Raw genomic sequence first — 17,779 nt, 5'->3', positions numbered from 1 at the left:
CAGCTTCCCGAACCCGACATGTAGCGCCATAATTGCGCCTTAATCTTCGCCTGTTTCACTCGCGTTTTTATCCACGGAGCCCCCATGCACGTACTGGTTTGCGAAGACGACGAACTGATCGCCAGCGGTATCGTTGCCGGGCTCACGGCACAGGGCCTGACCGTCGAGCACGTCAACACCGCGTCGAAGGCGCGGGCGATGCTCAAGGTCGCGGAATTCGACGTGATGGTGCTCGACCTCGGCCTGCCCGACGAAGACGGCCTCAAGTTGCTGCAGCAATTGCGCCAGAGCGGCCTGGAAATCCCCGTGTTGATTCTCACCGCTCGCGATTCAGTAACTGATCGTGTCGACGGCTTGCAGGCCGGCGCTGACGACTACCTGCTCAAGCCTTTCGACCTGCGCGAACTGTTCGCTCGGCTGCAAACCTTGTTGCGCCGAGTGGCCGGGCGCAGCGTCAATCTGATCGAGCACGGCGCGCTCACCTACGACCCGAGCAGCCGGGAAACCCGTCTGGCCGGGCAACCGGTGGATTTGTCGCGCCGCGAGCAGTCACTGTTGCAGGCACTGCTGCACAATCGCGGACGGGTGCTGTCCACCGAGCAACTGAAGGACAGCGTATACGGTTTCAACGACGAACTGGAAAGCAACGCACTGAACGTGCATATCCATCATCTGCGCAGCAAGCTTGGTAAAGGCATCGTCGAAACCGTGCGCGGTCTGGGCTATCGCCTCGGGCCTGCCGATGGCGCAGAGCAAGGCAAGTGATGAGTCTGCGCCTGCGCCTGAGCCTGACGCTCGGCGCCGCCTTCGCGCTGATCTGGGCACTGGCGGCGGCGTGGATGCTCAGCGATTTGCGCAATCAGATGATGTTTTCTCTCGACCAGCGTCTGGTTGCCTCGGCGCGCATGGTCGCCGGTCTGCTCGAGCAATTGCCGACGCTGCCGAGCAAGGGCGAGGGCACCCACTTCAGCGCTGAACAGCTGAATATTCCTGGCGGCATGGCCTGTCAGGTCAGCTCATTGCGCGGCGAGATTCTTGCGCGAAGCCATAACAACCCCGAGCAAGCGCTGGAAGCCGAGAAAATGGGCTTTCACGATCAGATGATCGACGGCGCACCGTGGCGCAGTTTCACCCTGGCCCGGGGCGATGTGCGCATCACTACGGCGGATCGACAGATCGAACGCGAAGCCTTGAACATGTCGATTCTGCTCGCCGCTTCGGTGCCGGTCGGTGTGGCCTTGCTGGGCTGCTTGTGTTTGTTGTGGCTGGGAATCGGTCAGGGTCTTGCACCACTCAATCGACTGCGCGAGGCGCTGATGCGGCGCAATGCCGATTCCCTTGAGCCCTTGCAGTTGCAGGCGTTTCCCAGCGAATTGAAGCCGTTGCTGGAAACCCAGAATCAATTGTTCCAGCGCATCGGCAAGACCATCGAGCGTGAACGTCGCCTGACCGGTGACGCCGCGCATGAATTGCGCAGTCCGCTGACGGCGATCAAGACCCACCTGCAAGTCGCGCGCATGACCGACGGCAGTGCCCGCGATCAGTCGCTGGCTCGCGCCGAGGAGGGCGCCGATCGCCTGCACCGCACCCTTGAACAGTTGCTGTTGCTGGCGCGGGTCGAGGGCAGTCTGTCGTTCGATGACGGTTCGCAATGCAGTGCCGAGCAAGTGGCCCGACTGGCGATCCAGGACGCCACCGGCGGTGAGCGACTGCGGATCAAACTGCATGTGCCGGATGACCTGTCCGCCGCGCCGCTGCAAATGCCTGCGGTACTGGCGATTGCTGCCCTGCGCAACCTGCTCGACAACGCTCTGCGCCATACGCCTGAAGAGTGTGCGGTCGAGGTCAAGCTGGAAAACATCGGCAAGCGCGTGCGGTTTGTGGTGCGCGACCATGGCCCGGGCATCGCGCCTGACGACATACAACATCTGACTCAGCGCTTCTGGCGCAACGGGCAAAGCACCGGCTGCGGGCTGGGTCTGGCGATTGTCCAGGCGATTGTGCAGCGCTGTGACTGCGCCTTGCATTTCGACAGCCGCGCGGATGGCTTGCGGGTCGAACTGACCATGCCGTTGCAAACCCTCTGATCTCACCTCAGATCCCCTGTGGGAGCGAGCCTGCTCGCGAATGCGGTAAGTCATTCAACATCGACGTTGAATGGCCTGATGCTTTCGCGAGCAGGCTCGCTCCACAAAAAACATGTTCTGGCACATCAAATGTAACTTTTCGGCGTTCGCTATCCGCCAGGGTTGGGGCTAAGGTCAACCCAGCTTTGACTCAATGGATTGAGGGAACTGCGCCATGGAAGCACCCGTCTGTATACGTCCGGCCACCTTGGCCGACACCGGCATCATCAACCGCATTGTCGAGCGCTCGATCCGCATCGGATGTGCACTCGATCACCGCAACCATCCACTTCTCGTCAGCGACTGGCTCAACCGTTCTCCCGCCGATTTCATCAGTAGCCGGCTCGCCGACCCACATTTCTATCTCTGCGTCGCTTTGCTTGAAGACAAACCGGTCGGTGTCGGCATGGCCCGGGTCAGTGGCGAAATCCTGCTGTGTTACGTCCAGCCGGAATCCTTCCGCCGAGGCGTCGGCAGAGCGCTGATGCACAATCTCGAGGGTTGGTTGCGCATTCGTGGTGTGCAGCATGTGCACCTCAACAGCACCCGCACCGCCGAGGCGTTCTATCGGCATCTGGGTTACCAACAGGCAGCGCCACCCGGCCACTCCATCGGCCTGCAAACCGTGCCGCTGCGCAAACCTTTGTCCTCACCGGCCGAACAACTCGATCAAGGGTGTAAATCCGCACCGCGCTGAAGCGTTTCCAGAACAGGAAAACCTGCAAGTGCGCCCCGCGACCGGAACGCGCACCTGTCGGTGTGCTGTTCTGGTCACTATCCATAGCGAATTGAGGGGTCGAGAGATGTCAGTCGCCACCAGTCTTATCGAAGCGTCGTCGGCCCGGGTCGCCTCGGCGCCGGCGGAAACGTTGTTCGAATTCAACGAATCACCGTTGTTGGCGCGGCAGAGCCGGCAGGAGTCCAACGCGCGCAGTTACCCTCGGCGTATTCCCTTGGCGCTCAAGCGTGCCAAGGGCCTGTATGTCGAGGATGTTGAAGGACGTACATTCATCGACTGCCTGGCTGGAGCTGGCACGCTGGCGCTGGGGCATAACCACCCGGTGGTGATCGAGGCGATCCAGCAAGTGCTGGCCGATGAGTTGCCGCTGCACACCCTCGACCTGACTACGCCGGTCAAGGATCAATTCGTCCAAGACCTGTTCGGACTGCTGCCGACGGAGTTGGCGGCGCAAGCGAAGATCCAGTTTTGTGGCCCGACCGGCACCGACGCCGTGGAAGCAGCGCTGAAACTGGTGCGCACCGCAACCGGGCGCAGCACCGTGCTGTCATTTTCCGGCGGTTATCACGGCATGAGCCAAGGTGCGTTGAGCCTGATGGGCAGCCTGGGGCCGAAAAAACCATTGGGTGCGTTGCTCAGCAACGGCGTGCAGTTCATGCCTTTTCCCTACGATTACCGTTGCCCGTTCGGTCTGGGCGGCGCAGCGGGCGTCAACGCCAATCTGAGTTATCTGGAAAGCCTGCTCAACGATCCCGAGGCCGGCGTGCAATTGCCGGCGGCGGTGATCGTTGAGGCGGTACAGGGTGAGGGCGGAGTGATTCCAGCTGATATCGAATGGTTGCGCGGTTTGCGCCGAATCACCGAGAAGGCCGGCGTGGCGCTGATTGTCGATGAGATTCAGAGCGGTTTCGCCCGTACCGGCAAGATGTTTGCCTTTGAACACGCGGGCATTGTTCCGGATGTGGTTGTACTGTCCAAAGCCATCGGCGGCAGCCTGCCATTGGCGGTAGTGGTTTACCGCGACTGGCTCGACACCTGGCAACCGGGCGCCCATGCAGGCACCTTCCGCGGCAATCAGATGGCCATGGCCGCCGGTTCAGCGGTGATGCGCTATCTGGTGGAGCACAAGGTTTGCGAGCACGCCGCCGCCATGGGTGATCGACTCAGGGAGCATCTGCACATTCTGCAGCGCGACTTCCCGCAGTTGGGCGATATTCGTGGTCGCGGCCTGATGCTCGGCGTTGAACTGGTGGACCCGAACGGCGCACCCGACGCGCTCGGTCATCCGCCTGCGTTTGCGTGTCTGGCGCCGCTGGTGCAGCGTGAATGCCTCAAGCGTGGCCTGATTCTGGAGCTGGGCGGTCGGCATGGTGCGGTGGTGCGCTTCCTGCCGCCGCTGGTGATCACTGCCGCGGAAATCGATCGGGTGGCCGAGATCTTCGGTCGCGCATTGGCCGCTGCCACCACCGCGCTGTAAATTTTTCGCGCGGCGAACGTTCTTTCTACATACCCCGGCTGCATCCATTGTGCAGCCGACCCTACAACGATGGAGAACCAGCATGACGTCAGTATTCGACCGCGAGGACATCCTCTTTCAGGTCGTGGTCAACCACGAAGAGCAATACTCGATCTGGCCCGATTACAAAGCCGTGCCGGAAGGCTGGCGTACCGTTGGCAAGAGCGGCCTGAAAAAGGAATGCCTGGCCTACATCGAAGAAGTCTGGACCGACATGCGCCCGTTGAGCCTGCGCCAGAAGATGGATGCACAAGTCGTGGCGCAATAAGCGATCGGGCATAAAAAACCCGCTGGACCAGTGATGGTCAGCGGGTTTTTTCATGCCTTGAATTTGTATTGCCTGCACAGTCTCATCGCTGGCAAGCCAGCTCCCACAGGTATTGTGGTTGATCACAAATGTGTGTTCGCCAAAAACTTTGTGGGAGCTGGCTTGCCAGCGATGAACGATGACGCGGATTTACTCAAACTACGCTCCGCTCAACCCCTTGAGCAACACATCCACATTCCCTTCCAGCTCCGCCAGCGGATCCGCCGCATCGGTACTCAACACCACCAGGCGGCTGCCGGATTCGGCAATCGCCGCTTTCACCGGCTCCGCTGGCTGGCGATGGTGCAGGACCACCGCCACGTCGTTGTCCTTGAGCGTCGCCGTCAGCTTCTTCAACTCATCTGGCGTCCACTCGGCATCAGGACGCGCGTCCTGTCCGGCCAGTTCGAGATTGAGGCTGCCAATCAGATAGCCGAAGTGATCGCTCAAGCTCATCACGCTCAGGTTGTCTGCTTCGGCCAAGCGCGCTTCGGTGTCGGCGCTGAGTTTCAGCAGGCGCTGTTTCAACGCCGCCAGGTTGGCCTCGATCGCAGGCTTGGCGCTCGGTGCCAGGCGCACCAGGTCCGCCGCCATCACATCGGCCATGCGTCCCATGTTGTTGCTCGCCAGCCATGGCTGACTGTTCAGGCCATCAACCTGCAGGCCCGGCTGCACGGCGATGCCGGGCAGGGCGCCGTCGACCGGGCGCGCAGCGTCGACTTCGACGATACGGATGTTGCTGCGCCGCGCGATTGGGTACAGCGGATCATCGGCCCACAGCGAACGCAGACCGATTACCGCGTCCGCGTCGGTCGCCAGTTTGCTCAGCGCCGGCGCGCCACGGCCGGTGAAATACGCAGTCTGACGGCTACCCGGAAGGTTGGCCGGCGCTGCACGTTCGAGATTGACGTCGGTACCCTTGAGCAATGCTTCGCCCAATCCATAGGTGATCGGTAACGAGGCCAGAACGCGCAAGGGTTTCGCACTTTCAGCCGCCAGCAGCGGGGTGCAGACCACGCCACACAGGGCCATGGCCAGAGTCAGGTTACGCAGTGAAAAAGCCATTTATCCAAGGTTCCCTTTCAGGCTGGGGACGACGCCGCGCGCAATGGCGGCGAGGGCGAAAGCGATGCCGGCGACCAGAATGATCGCGGCGCCGGATGGAATCGGCAGGTCGAACACGATTGGCGCAAGTATCCCGCACAGCGTACTGACAGTGGCGATCAGCACCGAGCACCAGAAAAAGCCTTTCAGCGACTGACTGAGCAAGCGCGCCGCTGCCGCCGGAATCACCAGCAAGGCACCGACCAGAATCGCGCCAATCACCTTCACTGCCGCAACGGTGATCAAGGTCACCAGAATCACGAACAGGTAATCCAGGGTCTTCACCGCTACGCCACGCACCGCCGCCAGTTGCGGATTGAAACTGGCGAGCATGATGCGGTTGTACAGCGGCAGGGCGAGGGCCATGACCAGCGAACCGACGATGGCCAGCACCGCCAGATCATTGCCGTTGACGGTCAGTACCGAACCGAACAGCACGTTTTCCAGAATGTGCACGTTGATCTTGCCGGCGAGAATCAGCAGCAGGCTTGCGCCCAGTGCCAGTGACACCGAGAGAAACACGCCGATCAGCGTATCCGGTGCCAGTCCGGTGCGGTTGCGCAAGTAATTGAGCAGGATACCGAACAGCAGGCAGTAGCCAAACAGGCTGCCGTACGGGCCGGTGTAGGGTTCGCCGAGCAGGATGCCGATGGCGACACCGGTCAACGCCGCATGGCCGACTGCTTCGGAAAAGAACGCAAAGCGCTTGACCACCACCAGCGTGCCGAGCCCGCCTAGCACCGGGCCGATCAGCAGGCCGGCGAGCAAGGCGTTGACGACAAAACCGTAGGCCAGCGCTTCCGGCAGATAACCGGAAGACGCCCAGCCCTGAACCATCAAACGAAAGGCTTCGTAACTCATCAGACCGCGCTCCGTGGATGGGTGGAAAACAGCGTCAGGAGACGTTCCGGAGTCAGCGCCTGTTGCGGAGTGGCGTCGAACAGCACGCGGCGGTTGAGACCGGTAACCCGATCGGCCAGCCGACCCACCGCTTCCAGGTCATGTTCGATCCACAACACCGTGATGCCCGCCGCGCGCCAGTCAGTCAGCAGACGTTCGAACACCTGGATCCCGGCCTCATCGAGGGCCGACATCGGCTCGTCGAGCACCAGCAGTTGCGGTGCCGGAATCAAGCCCTGCGCGAGCAGTACCCGCTGCCGCTCACCACCGGACAGCGCGCCCATGCGCCGCTTGCGCTTGTCCTCCATGCCGACGCGCTCCAGCGCCGCGCCGATGGCGCCGGCGTAGTGTTTGCTCAAACCGAGGAAGGCCGGGCGGCGTTGACACATTGCCGCCATGAAATCGTCGACGGTCATCGGCAAGCCGCGATCGAACTCCAGCGCCTGCGGGACGTAACCAATGGTGCCGGGCTCGCCGGGCCAGTGCAGACTGAGCTGGCCCTGATGCGGCATCTGCCCTAGCAGGGTCTTGATCAGCGAACTCTTGCCACCGCCGTTGGGGCCGACCAGCGCATGCACGCTGCCGGGCTGCACCTGGAAGCTGACCTTGTCGAGAATCGTCGTACGCCCCAAGGTCAGGCTGATACCCGCAAACTCCAGCGCCGGCCCGTTTTTCCTGTGGGAGCGAGCCTGCTCGCGAATGCGGTGTGTCACTCAACGAAGATGTTGGCTGATCCGGCGCCTTCGCGAGCAGGCTCGCTCCACAGGGTTATTGATGTTGTCAGGGATGAGGGTTTCTTTCGACGTCATGCCCCCGACTCCTGAATCGCCCGAACCACGGTGTTGAGGTTGCCGGTCATTTCCTTTTCATACTTGTCGGCGGTGTATTCGCCGTAGGAAATGTGCGACAGCGGGTACAGCTTCACCCCGGATTCGCGCTGGATGGTGTCGACGTAGCTGGAGGGGAAATCCATCTCGGAGAAGATCACTTTCACGTCGAGTTCACGCAACTGGTCGATGGTCTTTTTCAGCTGGCTCGGGCTTGGCTCGATGCCGTGGGCGGGCTCGACCACGGCCGTCACTTCCAGACCGAATTCACGCAACAGATAGTCGTAAGCCGCATGCACCGTGGCCACGCGCAGTTCGGCGTTCGGTGCCTGGGTCAGTTTGGCCAACGCGTCGGCGCGCATCTGCCGCAGGCGTTTGCCATAGGCGCGGGCGTTCTGGGTGTAGGTCTTGGCATTGTCCGGATCGAGCTTGCCCAGCTCGCGCGCGATGTTGTTGACCTGGGCGATGGAAGCGCTGATCGACAGGAACGTGTGCGGATTGACCACTTTGCCGGCGCCGCGCGCAGCGACACCGGTGGCCGCCAGCAGCGGCACGTTCTCGTTGGCTTCGATGGTTTTCACGTTGGGTGTTTCGCTGGCGGCGATCATCCGGTCGGCGAAGTCGTCATGGCCGACGCCGTTGAGCACGACCACGTCCAGTCCGCCGATGCGCTTGATGTCTTCGGCGCGCGGTTCGTAGGCGTGCGGATTGAAGCCCGCAGGAATCAACGGCACCACTTCGGCCTTGTCGCCGACGATGTTGGCGACATAGCTGTAATACGGATGCAGAGTGATGCCGATACGCAGGCGTTTGCCTTGCTCGGCGCTGGCCAACGGGCTCAGCAGGCAGGCGCACAGGCCAAGCAGAAACAGGCGTAACAATGGACGGCGAGGAGATGAAATGGGCATGGGCAAGCAGTCTTCTCTCGGATAAAGGCGAGGAATCAATGGCGATGTTCGCGGGTAACCCCGGCATCGAATTGCGCGACGATCTGTTTCCAGCCAGCGGCGGACAGCGCGGCGTCAGACAGATCCTCAGCAGGTGCGGGATCGGCGCCACGGTTGAGCCAGATGTCCGGCACCGCGTTGGCGTCAGTGCCGACACGCATCAGAAATGAACCGGCGACATCAGGCGTTGCGCTGCGGCCGAAATAGGCGCGCTCGGCGAGCATTTGCCATGCGTGACCACCACGGCTGACCGAACTGGCATCCTGCGCGAACGGCGCGAAACCTTCGTCGGCCAGCATCTGAGGCGTCGGCAGGGTTTGTTGCTCTTCGCGCAGCAAGCGGATTTCGTCGAGGGTCACTCGCAGGTCGGCATAGATGCCTTGCTCGGCGGCGCTGAGATCGCGGCGGGCATCGTACTGGTTGCTCGCGACCGGCTCCGGTTCATGGGAAACCCCGCGCCACGCCACCACCGAACCGGCGACCGCGAGGATCAGCAGGCACAACAGCAGCACGTTGAAAGTTTCATGACCGGCGCCGGCCGGGCGTACCACTTGCGTCGTCGGGCTACTCATGGGGCTTCGATATCCGCTTGGTCGATTTCCACCACGTGGCCGGGGCCGGCGTCGAACAGCACATAGAACTCGCTGCCGGGCTTCTTGAACGTCAGGGTCGAGTCATCGCCTAATTTGCCCGGCACCAGAATGGTTTCGTCGTAGCCGATCACATCGAGGGTCACCCCGGCGCGCCGCTGCCATCGGAGAAACCGCCGGTGCATTTGATCTGTTCGGCATCGATGGCTTTGCATTCGCACATCGGGTTGTGCGCCAAAGCGCCGGTACTGAAACCGGCGCTCAGCAGCAGCGCGGCGCTGGCGAGCAAACGGGTATGAAGGGGTGAGCGAGTCATGGTTTGGCTCCTTGTTTGTTCAGCCATGCAACCGTGGCGGGGAGGCTTGGATCAGGGGAATCGCGGCTTGGTGCATGCTGCCGTCCCAGCCTTCCATGGTGATCCACAGCTCGGCGTCAGGTTTGGTCTTTGCCGGGATCGGCATTTGCGTGCCCATGCGATAAGGCGTACCGAAGAAGATCGTGCCAGCGGCGCGCAGACTGCGCGGTTTGCCGATGCGCAGGTAAGTCGCCTTGACCTGTTCGACGCAGGCATCACAAACGGCGGCAGTGAAATCCTTCATATAGCCGGCCGGACCGCTCAGGTGCGGCGCCTCTTCGCGTAACTCGGCCAGGCGCAGGCTCCATGGGCCGACCTGAACCGTGCCAATTTCCCGTTGACCCAGGCCACTGTCGCCGCGAAACAGCGAGGCATCGGCAAAGTATTTCGGCATGAAGCCCAGCGGGATCAGCAGCAGCAGGACATTGATGTGGAAGCGCCACTTGTGCCAGAAACGCGACAGGCGCGAGGGCGGTGTGACCGAGATGGCTTTGTTCACAGGCTGGCCTCCGAAGGTTCACGGCGCAGCGCCGGTTGTGCCTTGATGCGGTTTTTCTTGTCCTCGCGTTTCAGCGCATTGGCGGTGGCCAACGCGGTGCGCTTGGTCCAGATCAGCAGGCCGCTGAGGATCATCATGCTCAGCAACAGACCGAAGAAGAACCAGATCAACTTGATCCAGATCCCACCGAAGTCGCCGGTATGCAGCGGACGCATGGATTCGGTGACGAATTCCAGCGAGGAGCGGTCGGACAGCAAGCGTGAGGAAGCCATTTCGCCGTTGTAGGGGTTGAGTGTCGCGGTCTGATACATCAGCGGATACCAGCCACGGCCGCTGACGCTCATGTGCGAGTAGGCATTGCCCGGCAGGTTGACGTAGCTGGCTTCCAGCCCCGGAATCTTCTGCTGAGCGATTTCGATGGCGCGGTCCAGGCTGATGCGCGGCGGCGGGGTGCCGGCGGCCGAAATCGGCACACTTTCGCGGGACATCGCCGGAATGATCGGCTCGCTGGAAATCGAAATCTGGTTATCGAACAGGATCGCCTTGATCAGGAACCAGATGCCGGTGATGGAAATCACCGCGATGAACCAGATCGACCAGATGCCGCACAGGCGATGGAAGTCGCCCCAGAAAATCCGCGCGCCATGGCGTACGCGCAGGGTCGGGCGCAAAAAACCTTTCCAGAAGCGCTTGTAGACCACCAGCCCGGTAATCAGCGACACCAGCATCGGCACGCCGAGCAACGACACCAGATACCAGCCCCAGCTGTAGCCATTGGTGAACGGCACCAGCCACCAGCCATGCAGGGCGCGGGTAAAGGCCTTGAAATCGAAGGCCGGCGCGGTGCCCTGAATGACGCCGGTGTAGGGATTGACATAGACCGTCAACGAGCGCCCGTCGGGGTAGCTGACTTCGACGTCGAGGGCAAAGTGCGACTCGTCCGGACGATTGATGCTCTGCACCAGGGTTTGCGGCTCGGCTTGTTTGATCGCGGCGAGGATCTGGTCGTAGCTCAGTCGCGGCGCATCGTCCGACGGCTGACTGGCGCGCATTTGCGGGTTGGCCAGCCAGACAATTTCCTGGCTGACCACCGCCAGCGTGCCGGTGACACAGACGATCAATACAAAGAACCAGATCGGCAACGCGAGCCAGCTATGCACCAGGAACCACAGTTTGGAACGGGATTTCTTCGACATGATTGCGCGTCTTGATTGCGGTGGAAGGGGCCGGGCTACGGGCTTCGCAGCACGGAACTTCCCGGGAGGCCGCTCGTGGCTTTTGCCTACGCGAACGGCCTGCATTCCTATAAGACGGATGAGCGAAGAAAATCCCGAAAGCGGATATGAAAGCAAATGTTTCGCAATTACATCGGCAGTGCATATTTTGCCGGTTGATCAGAGGCAACAAGCCCTCAGCCTTGGTTGAACATCTCCATCGCTCGCTGGCGAATCTGCTCTTCGCTCAAATCCTCTTTGCGCGTGGCGAGAAACCACAGATGGCCGAACGGATCTCTCAACGTGCCGCTGCGGTCACCGTAAAACTGGTCTTTGACCTCGGAGACGCTTTGCGCCCCGGCATCCAGCGCTTGTTGAAAGGATTGGTCGACATCGGTGACGTAGAGATGCAAGCCGATCGAGACCGCTTGCTGTGGATTGCTCAACGGCCCTTGATCGCAAGGCGTGCCGAGCATGATCGCGCTGTCGCCGATGCGCAGCTCGGCGTGGCCGATGTTGCCGTCGGGCATGGTCAGGCGCATCACTTCGCTGGCATCGAAGGCTTTCTTGTAGAACTCGATGGCCTCGGCAGCCTGTTGGATGCCGAGATACGGGGTAATGCTGTGATACCCCTCGGGAATGGGTTTGACGCTCATGACGTTCTCCCTGTTTTGTTTTCAACAAATGTGGTTACGCCGGATTTGCCCGGAGCAATCACTATAGAACCGTCCTTACTGCGCGGAATTTGCGCCGACGAGCCGCGCTCATCATTCATCGCGAAAGTGCGGGCCTGGCCCTTGGTCACCGAGCATGTCGCCTTTATTGCGCAGCGGACACGCTTCCATGGACAAACAGCCGCAGCCGATGCACCCGGTGAGCTGATCGCGCATCAGCGTCAGTTGCCTGATCCGTTCGTCGAGCTCGCGCTGCCATTGTTCAGAGAGCATTTTCCAGTCCGCCGCCGACGGCGCGCGATCCTGCGGCAGGATTTTCAGCGCTTCGCCGATCTCCGCCAGCGGTATCCCCAGCCGTTGCGCGACTTTGATCAACGCCACCCGGCGCAGGACGGCGCGCGGATAACGGCGCTGATTGCCGGCGTTGCGTTCACTCTTGATCAACCCTTTGGCTTCGTAAAAATGCAGCGCGGTGACCGCGACGCCACTGCGCGCCGCAACCTCGCCCACGGTGAGAGGCTTGTGCACCTGCTCCTTGCTGATCATGCGGAAAATACTCTTGACCTTGACTTAACTAGAGGTTTTACCCTGCAGCTCTTCGGGTCGCAAGGCTCGCTTCAATAAATGGGGCTTTCCATGAGCAATCGCAGTTTTACCCAATTGATCGAATTCGAAATCGAACCCCGTCAGCAAGCGGCGCTGGTCTCGGCACTGGCCACGCAGACCGAGGGGCTGGCCCAGCGTTCCGACGGGTTTCTCAGCGCCAGCGTGCAGGCCAGCGACGACGGCCGCCGCGTGCTGAGCTTTTTGCAGTGGCAAAGTCGCGAAGCGGGGAGGCGGCATTTCGCAGTTTCGAAAGCGGCGAGGAGGATTTCTGGCAGTTGATCCGCACCCATCGGGCGAAAACCGTGACCTTCAATTCATTCCAGGTGCACAGCAGCATTGCCCGCAGCCACGACGATGCGCTGCATTGCCGTCTGCCGGTTTAGCCAGTATTAGCGCAAAGCTGATAGCCACTATTGAGAGCGTTGATTTCTGCGCGAGCGTGCCCGGGCGTAGCCTTTCTCCATCGACCCCACATTGCTCGCCAGGACGCTCCCATGAACCGTTTACTGACTGTTTCGCTGATGCTCGCTGTTTCCGTACTCGCCGGTTGTGCCGGCCATGTTTCGCCCGAGCTGCGCCCTTACACCGCTGAAGAATCCCGCGAACTGGCGCTGGAAGCGCTGAACCGCAGCGGTTTGTCGTTCGACGAATACCACGCGAAAAAGCCCAATTGCTCGGCCAGCCGCAGAAGACTTTCGGCTTCGATCAGCAGGGCGAGATGAGCGCCGAACGTGCCATACAGCTGCACGGTCGTCCAAGCTGAAAGCAAACTGTACTGCTTGAAGTTTTCCCTAACTGTCCGTGGGTTTGCCGGGCCGTGTGGGATAGGGTCAACAGCTGGATGACCCTGGATGGACTGCCTCGATGAACCTCTCGCTTGATCTGCTGTTGGGCTTTGCCCTGTTTGCCCTTGTTACCTCGATCACACCGGGGCCGAACAACACCATGTTGCTGGCGTCCGGCGTGAACTTTGGCTTCAACCGCACCATTCCGCACATGCTCGGCATCAGCTGCGGCTTCTTTCTATTGGTGGTCGCGGTGGGCTTCGGCCTTGGCGCGGTGTTTCAGGCCTATCCGATTCTGTATACGGTGCTGCGCTATGTCGGCGCGGCATATTTGCTGTATCTGGCGTGGAAGATCGCCCACTCCGGCCCGGTCGGCGACAGCGCCGACAGCGAGGCGAAACCGATCAGCTATCTGGGCGCCGCGGCGTTCCAATGGGTCAATCCCAAAGCGTGGATCATGGCCATCGGTGCCATCAGCACCTATACGCCGATGCAGGGTTATTTCTACAACGTTGTGATCATCGCGGCGGTATTCGCCATCATCAATCTGCCCAGTGTCGGCCTGTGGGCGGCGTGCGGCACGCTGTTGCGCAATGTGCTCAAGGATCCGCGCTGGTTGCGCGTGTTCAATTGGGGCATGGCGGCGCTGTTGGTGATCTCGCTGTATCCGTTACTTCTCGAAAGCTTTCATTGACGCATTGCTTCAATCGCCGGCCCGATGCCTGTTAAGCTCGGTTTCAGGAGCGTTCCTACGCACTTTTAAATGAAGCCCTACTTCTTTAACGGCATCCGATCAGGTATTGATGACGCTCTCGAACCCATGCACAGCTCACGAGGCTGTGCATCGTCGTTTGCAGACACGAGCCTCCTGATCCCGGAACACGCTCTGCGAGTCCTTTATGAACACACGTCCGTTGTATTTCGATTACGCCGCCACCACCCCGGTGGACGAGCGGGTCATCCGGGTGATGATCGAATGTCTGGGTTTTCACGGTAACTTCGGCAACCCGGCGTCCAGCTCCCACGCCTTCGGCCAGCAGGCCCGGCAGACGGTCGAGCAGGCACGTCGACAAGTCGCCGATCTGGTCGGCGCGCAGCCTGAGCAGATTGTCTGGACCTCCGGTGCCACCGAATCCAACAACCTCGCGCTCAAAGGCGTCGCCCAGGCTCGTGGCATCTCGGGCGGCCACATCATTACAAGCCAGATTGAACACAAGGCGATCCTCGACACCGCCCGGCAATTGCAGGATTCAGGCATTGCCGTGACCTATCTGGTGCCGGACGCAGAAGGCCTGATCACGCCGCAAGCGGTCAGTGAAGCGATGCGTGACGACACCTTTCTCGTGTCGCTTATGCTGGTCAACAACGAGTTGGGCACGGTCAATGATGTCGAGGCGATTGGCGAGGTGGTGCGCAGTCGGCAGGCGTTGTTTCATGTGGATGCGGCGCAAGGCGCGGGCAAAGTCGCGATCGATCTGAGCCGCTGGCCGGTGGATCTGATGTCGTTTTCCGCACACAAACTCTACGGTCCCAAGGGCATCGGCGCCCTGTATGTGGGCCCGCTCGCGCAGCAACGCCTGCAGGCGCAAATCCATGGTGGCGGTCATGAAGGTGGCTTGCGCTCCGGGACCCTGGCGACTCACCAGATTGCCGGCATGGGTGCAGCATTCGCTTTGGCCGCTGACGCATTCGATGAAGAAAAAACTCTATTGTCGCTTTGCGCGAACGCTTGCTCGAGCAACTGATGAGTCTGCCGGGCGTGCGCCTCAATGGCAGTGCCTCGCAACGTATTCCGCACACCCTGAGCCTGACTTTCAGCGAAGGCGAGTTCAACAGCGCTGCTTTGAGCCATTCGATCGCGTTTTCCGCGACGTCGGCGTGTAATTCCGCAAGTAATGCGCCGTCCCACGTGCTGCTCGCGCTCGGACACGATGCGCGGCTGGCGGGGCGCACCATTCGCTTGAGCCTCGGGCGGTTTACCACCGTTGAGGATGTCGACAAGGCCGTTGACCTGATCACAACCGCCTGCGCCAGTGCCCCGGCATTCTGGGCGACAGGGCTTTAAACAGCAGACGCTTTCCATGGCCGCGAAGGCTACGAACAATAACGATGACGCGATTAGCAGGAGACATAATGAGTTCCCACACCTTGACCGAAGGATCGGTGCCTCAGCGCCTGGCGCGTACCCGTGAACTGATGCGCCGCGAAGGCATCCATGCGCTGCTGGTGCCGTCCGCCGACCCGCATCTTTCGGAATACCTGCCGGGTTACTGGCAGGGCCGGCAATGGCTGTCGGGTTTCCACGGTTCGGTCGGTACGTTGATCGTCACTGCGGATTTCGCCGGTGTGTGGGCCGACAGTCGTTACTGGGAACAGGCGACGAAAGAGCTCAACGGCAGCGGCATCGAACTGGTCAAGCTGCAACCGGGGCAACCGAGCCCGCTGGACTGGCTGGCGGAGCAAACACCCGAGGGCGGCGTGGTTGCAGTGGATGGTGCAGTAATGGCGGTGGCTTCGGCGCGCACACTGAGCAGCAAGCTTGAGGCACGCGGTGCTCGCCTGCGCACCGATACCGACCTGTTGCAGGAAGTCTGGCGTGATCGCCCAAGCCTGCCGAACGCGCCGATCTATCAGCATCTGCCGCCACAAGCGACCGTCAGCCGTGGCGAGAAACTGGCGAAATTGCGCGAAACCTTGCAAGAGCGTGGCGCCGATTGGCATTTCATCGCCACCCTCGACGACATCGCTTGGCTGTTCAACCTGCGTGGCGGTGATGTTTCGTTCAATCCGGTGTTTGTTTCGTTCGCCTTGATCAATCAGCAACAGGCCACGCTGTTCGTGGCGCTGAGCAAGGTCGATGCCGATCTGCGCGCGGTGCTTGAGCAGGATGGCGTGACGCTGCGTGACTACCGCGAAGTGGCCGATGCATTGCGTGCTGTGCCGAGTGACGCGAGCCTGCTGGTCGATCCGGCGCGAGTGACCACGGGGTTGCTGGATAACCTGGACAGTGACGTGAAACTGGTCGAGGGTCTCAACCCGACTACGTTGGCCAAATCGCAGAAAAGCGAAGCCGACGCTCAGCACATCCGCAAAGCGATGGAGCAGGATGGCGCGGCGTTGTGCGAATTCTTCGCCTGGCTGGAATCGGCGTGGGGTCGCGAGCGCATCACCGAGCTGACCATTGACGAAAAACTCACCGCTGCCCGCGAACGTCGTCCCGATTATGTTTCGCTGAGCTTCAACACGATTGCTGCGTTCAACGCCAACGGCGCGATGCCGCACTATCACGCTACTGAAGAAGAGCATGCTGTGATTGAGGGTGATGGTCTGTTGCTCATCGATTCCGGCGGCCAGTACCTCGGCGGGACCACAGACATCACGCGGATGGTCCCGGTGGGCACGCCGATGCAAGAGCAGAAACAGGATTGTACGCGCGTGTTGAAAGGCGTGATCGCCTTGTCGCGGGCACGATTCCCCAAAGGCATTTTGTCGCCGCTGCTCGATGCCATCGCCCGTGCACCGATCTGGGCTGACAACGTCGACTACGGTCACGGCACCGGTCATGGCGTGGGCTATTTCCTCAATGTTCACGAAGGTCCGCAAGTGATCGCTTATCAAGCGGCACCGGCACCGCAGACGGCGATGCAGCCGGGGATGATTACCTCGATCGAACCCGGCACTTATCGCCCGGGCCGCTGGGGCGTGCGCATCGAGAACCTGGCGATGAACCGCGAGGCCGGCAGCAGCGAATTCGGCGACTTCCTCGAGTTCGAAACCCTGACGCTGTGCCCGATTGATACCCGCTGCCTGATTGCCGACCTGCTGACCCAAGAAGAAAAGCAGTGGCTGAACGACTACCATCGCGAAGTGCGCGAGCGTCTGAGCCCATTGCTGGACGGCGCGGCGCTGAGCTGGCTGAACGAGCGTACTGTGGCCGTTTGATCGATTTACCCAAGGCGCCGCTCGCGGTGCCTTGGGGCTCGGCTTCAATCCTGGCGCAACGCCTCTTCTACGAAGTCGAGTCGATCCTGACCGAAGAACAACTGATCGCCGATGAACATGCTGGGAGCACCGAAAACGCCGCGCTTGATGGCGGCTTCGGTGTTTTCCTTGAGAGTGGCTTTGACCGATTCATCGTTGCACAGCGTCATGATCTCTTGAGGATCGAAGCCGTTTTCAGTCAGCACGGCGGCGATGGTCTGCGGGTCATTGAGGTTGCGGCCTTCCACCCAAAGGGCCCTGAACAGGCAATCGACGAACTCGGCGAAGCGTTGCGGCTGATGTAGTTGGATGCCGGTGACGGCACGCATCAATGTCAGCGTATTGATCGGGAAGTGCGGATTGAATCTAAGCTGGACGCCATAGCGTTTGGCGAAGCGATCTAGGTCCTGAAACATGTAGCGACCCTTGGCCGGAATCATTGCCGGCGAAGCGTTGCCAGTGGCTTTGAACACACCTCCCAACAGCATTGGAATGTAGGTCAATTCGCTTTGGGTATCAGCGCAAATCTTCGGCAGTTGGGTGTACGCCAGATAGGTGGCGGGGCTGCCAAGGTCGAAATAGAATTCCACGGTTTTCGTCATGATCAAG

Annotated in this window: 16 protein-coding genes and 5 pseudogenes; 10 read left to right on the top strand and 11 right to left on the bottom strand. The window is 60.9% G+C overall.

The window, feature by feature from the left end:
• Positions 1-84: 84 nt before the first annotated feature.
• The 5 genes from LJU32_23145 (at position 85) to LJU32_23125 (ending at position 4,649) form a co-directional block, all read left to right on the top strand.
• Positions 85-765: a response regulator gene (locus LJU32_23145; protein ID WKV88323.1), complete on the top strand. Its 681-nt coding sequence runs from the start codon at positions 85-87 to the stop codon at positions 763-765.
• Positions 765-2,087, top strand: coding sequence for a two-component sensor histidine kinase (locus LJU32_23140; GenBank protein WKV88322.1), 1,323 nt, complete (start codon positions 765-767; stop codon positions 2,085-2,087). Before LJU32_23145 ends, LJU32_23140 begins: the two co-directional genes overlap by 1 nt.
• A 214-nt stretch (positions 2,088-2,301) precedes the next feature.
• Entirely contained in the window at positions 2,302-2,823 is a 522-nt protein-coding gene (locus LJU32_23135) for a GNAT family N-acetyltransferase (GenBank protein WKV88321.1), read from the top strand.
• 106 nt (positions 2,824-2,929) lie between these two features.
• Positions 2,930-4,342: an aspartate aminotransferase family protein gene (locus tag LJU32_23130; protein WKV88320.1), complete on the top strand. Its 1,413-nt coding sequence runs from the start codon at positions 2,930-2,932 to the stop codon at positions 4,340-4,342.
• A gap of 82 nt (positions 4,343-4,424) precedes the next feature.
• Positions 4,425-4,649 (top strand): MbtH family protein, encoded by a 225-nt coding sequence (locus tag LJU32_23125; protein WKV88319.1) that lies wholly within the window; start codon positions 4,425-4,427, stop codon positions 4,647-4,649.
• 198 nt (positions 4,650-4,847) lie between these two features.
• Here the strand turns inward: LJU32_23125 and LJU32_23120 are convergent, their stop codons facing one another.
• From LJU32_23120 to soxR, 10 genes and pseudogenes are all read right to left on the bottom strand, one after another.
• Positions 4,848-5,753, bottom strand: a complete 906-nt coding sequence (locus tag LJU32_23120) for a zinc ABC transporter substrate-binding protein (GenBank protein ID WKV88318.1) — start codon at positions 5,751-5,753, stop codon at positions 4,848-4,850.
• Positions 5,754-6,653 (bottom strand): metal ABC transporter permease, encoded by a 900-nt coding sequence (locus LJU32_23115; protein WKV88317.1) that lies wholly within the window; start codon positions 6,651-6,653, stop codon positions 5,754-5,756.
• A complete protein-coding gene (locus LJU32_23110; protein ID WKV91180.1) occupies positions 6,653-7,393 on the bottom strand; it encodes a metal ABC transporter ATP-binding protein in 741 nt (246 codons plus the stop codon). Before LJU32_23110 ends, LJU32_23115 begins: the two co-directional genes overlap by 1 nt.
• A 104-nt stretch (positions 7,394-7,497) precedes the next feature.
• Positions 7,498-8,427 carry a metal ABC transporter substrate-binding protein gene (locus tag LJU32_23105; GenBank protein ID WKV88316.1) on the bottom strand — a complete coding sequence of 310 codons (930 nt, stop codon included), beginning with the start codon at positions 8,425-8,427 and terminating at the stop codon, positions 7,498-7,500.
• 35 nt (positions 8,428-8,462) lie between these two features.
• Positions 8,463-9,038 (bottom strand): DUF6162 family protein, encoded by a 576-nt coding sequence (locus tag LJU32_23100; protein ID WKV88315.1) that lies wholly within the window; start codon positions 9,036-9,038, stop codon positions 8,463-8,465.
• Positions 9,035-9,372, bottom strand: a pseudogene (locus tag LJU32_23095) (hypothetical protein). Before LJU32_23095 ends, LJU32_23100 begins: the two are co-directional and overlap by 4 nt.
• Positions 9,369-9,910, bottom strand: a pseudogene (locus LJU32_23090) (thiamine pyrophosphate-binding protein). Before LJU32_23090 ends, LJU32_23095 begins: the two co-directional pseudogenes overlap by 4 nt.
• Positions 9,907-11,106 carry a PepSY domain-containing protein gene (locus LJU32_23085; protein ID WKV88314.1) on the bottom strand — a complete coding sequence of 400 codons (1,200 nt, stop codon included), beginning with the start codon at positions 11,104-11,106 and terminating at the stop codon, positions 9,907-9,909. Before LJU32_23085 ends, LJU32_23090 begins: the two are co-directional and overlap by 4 nt.
• Positions 11,107-11,321: 215 nt before the next feature.
• A complete protein-coding gene (locus LJU32_23080) occupies positions 11,322-11,780 on the bottom strand; it encodes a VOC family protein (protein ID WKV88313.1) in 459 nt (152 codons plus the stop codon).
• Positions 11,781-11,891: 111 nt separating this feature from the next.
• Positions 11,892-12,344 carry a redox-sensitive transcriptional activator SoxR gene (gene soxR, locus LJU32_23075; protein ID WKV88312.1) on the bottom strand — a complete coding sequence of 151 codons (453 nt, stop codon included), beginning with the start codon at positions 12,342-12,344 and terminating at the stop codon, positions 11,892-11,894.
• Between the two features lie 90 nt (positions 12,345-12,434).
• Here soxR and LJU32_23070 point away from each other — a divergent pair.
• From LJU32_23070 to LJU32_23050, 5 genes and pseudogenes are all read left to right on the top strand, one after another.
• Positions 12,435-12,787: pseudogene (locus LJU32_23070) on the top strand (antibiotic biosynthesis monooxygenase).
• 111 nt (positions 12,788-12,898) lie between these two features.
• Positions 12,899-13,167, top strand: a pseudogene (locus LJU32_23065) (hypothetical protein).
• Between the two features lie 101 nt (positions 13,168-13,268).
• Positions 13,269-13,883, top strand: a complete 615-nt coding sequence (locus LJU32_23060) for a LysE family translocator (protein WKV88311.1) — start codon at positions 13,269-13,271, stop codon at positions 13,881-13,883.
• A 205-nt stretch (positions 13,884-14,088) separates the two neighbouring features.
• A pseudogene (locus tag LJU32_23055) lies at positions 14,089-15,254 on the top strand (aminotransferase class V-fold PLP-dependent enzyme).
• 68 nt (positions 15,255-15,322) lie between these two features.
• Positions 15,323-17,131: an aminopeptidase P family protein gene (locus tag LJU32_23050; protein WKV88310.1), complete on the top strand. Its 1,809-nt coding sequence runs from the start codon at positions 15,323-15,325 to the stop codon at positions 17,129-17,131.
• A 44-nt stretch (positions 17,132-17,175) separates the two neighbouring features.
• Here LJU32_23050 and LJU32_23045 read toward each other — a convergent pair whose 3' ends face one another.
• The gene (locus tag LJU32_23045) at positions 17,176-17,772 is read right to left on the bottom strand and encodes a 2-hydroxychromene-2-carboxylate isomerase (protein WKV91179.1); all 597 of its coding nucleotides are present in this window, start codon (positions 17,770-17,772) and stop codon (positions 17,176-17,178) included.
• Positions 17,773-17,779: the final 7 nt, after the last annotated feature.

The organism is Pseudomonas sp. B21_DOA (assembly GCA_030544685.1).
Lineage (GTDB): Bacteria > Pseudomonadota > Gammaproteobacteria > Pseudomonadales > Pseudomonadaceae > Aquipseudomonas > Aquipseudomonas fluorescens_AO.
This window is presented reverse-complemented; position numbering and strand designations above follow the sequence as displayed.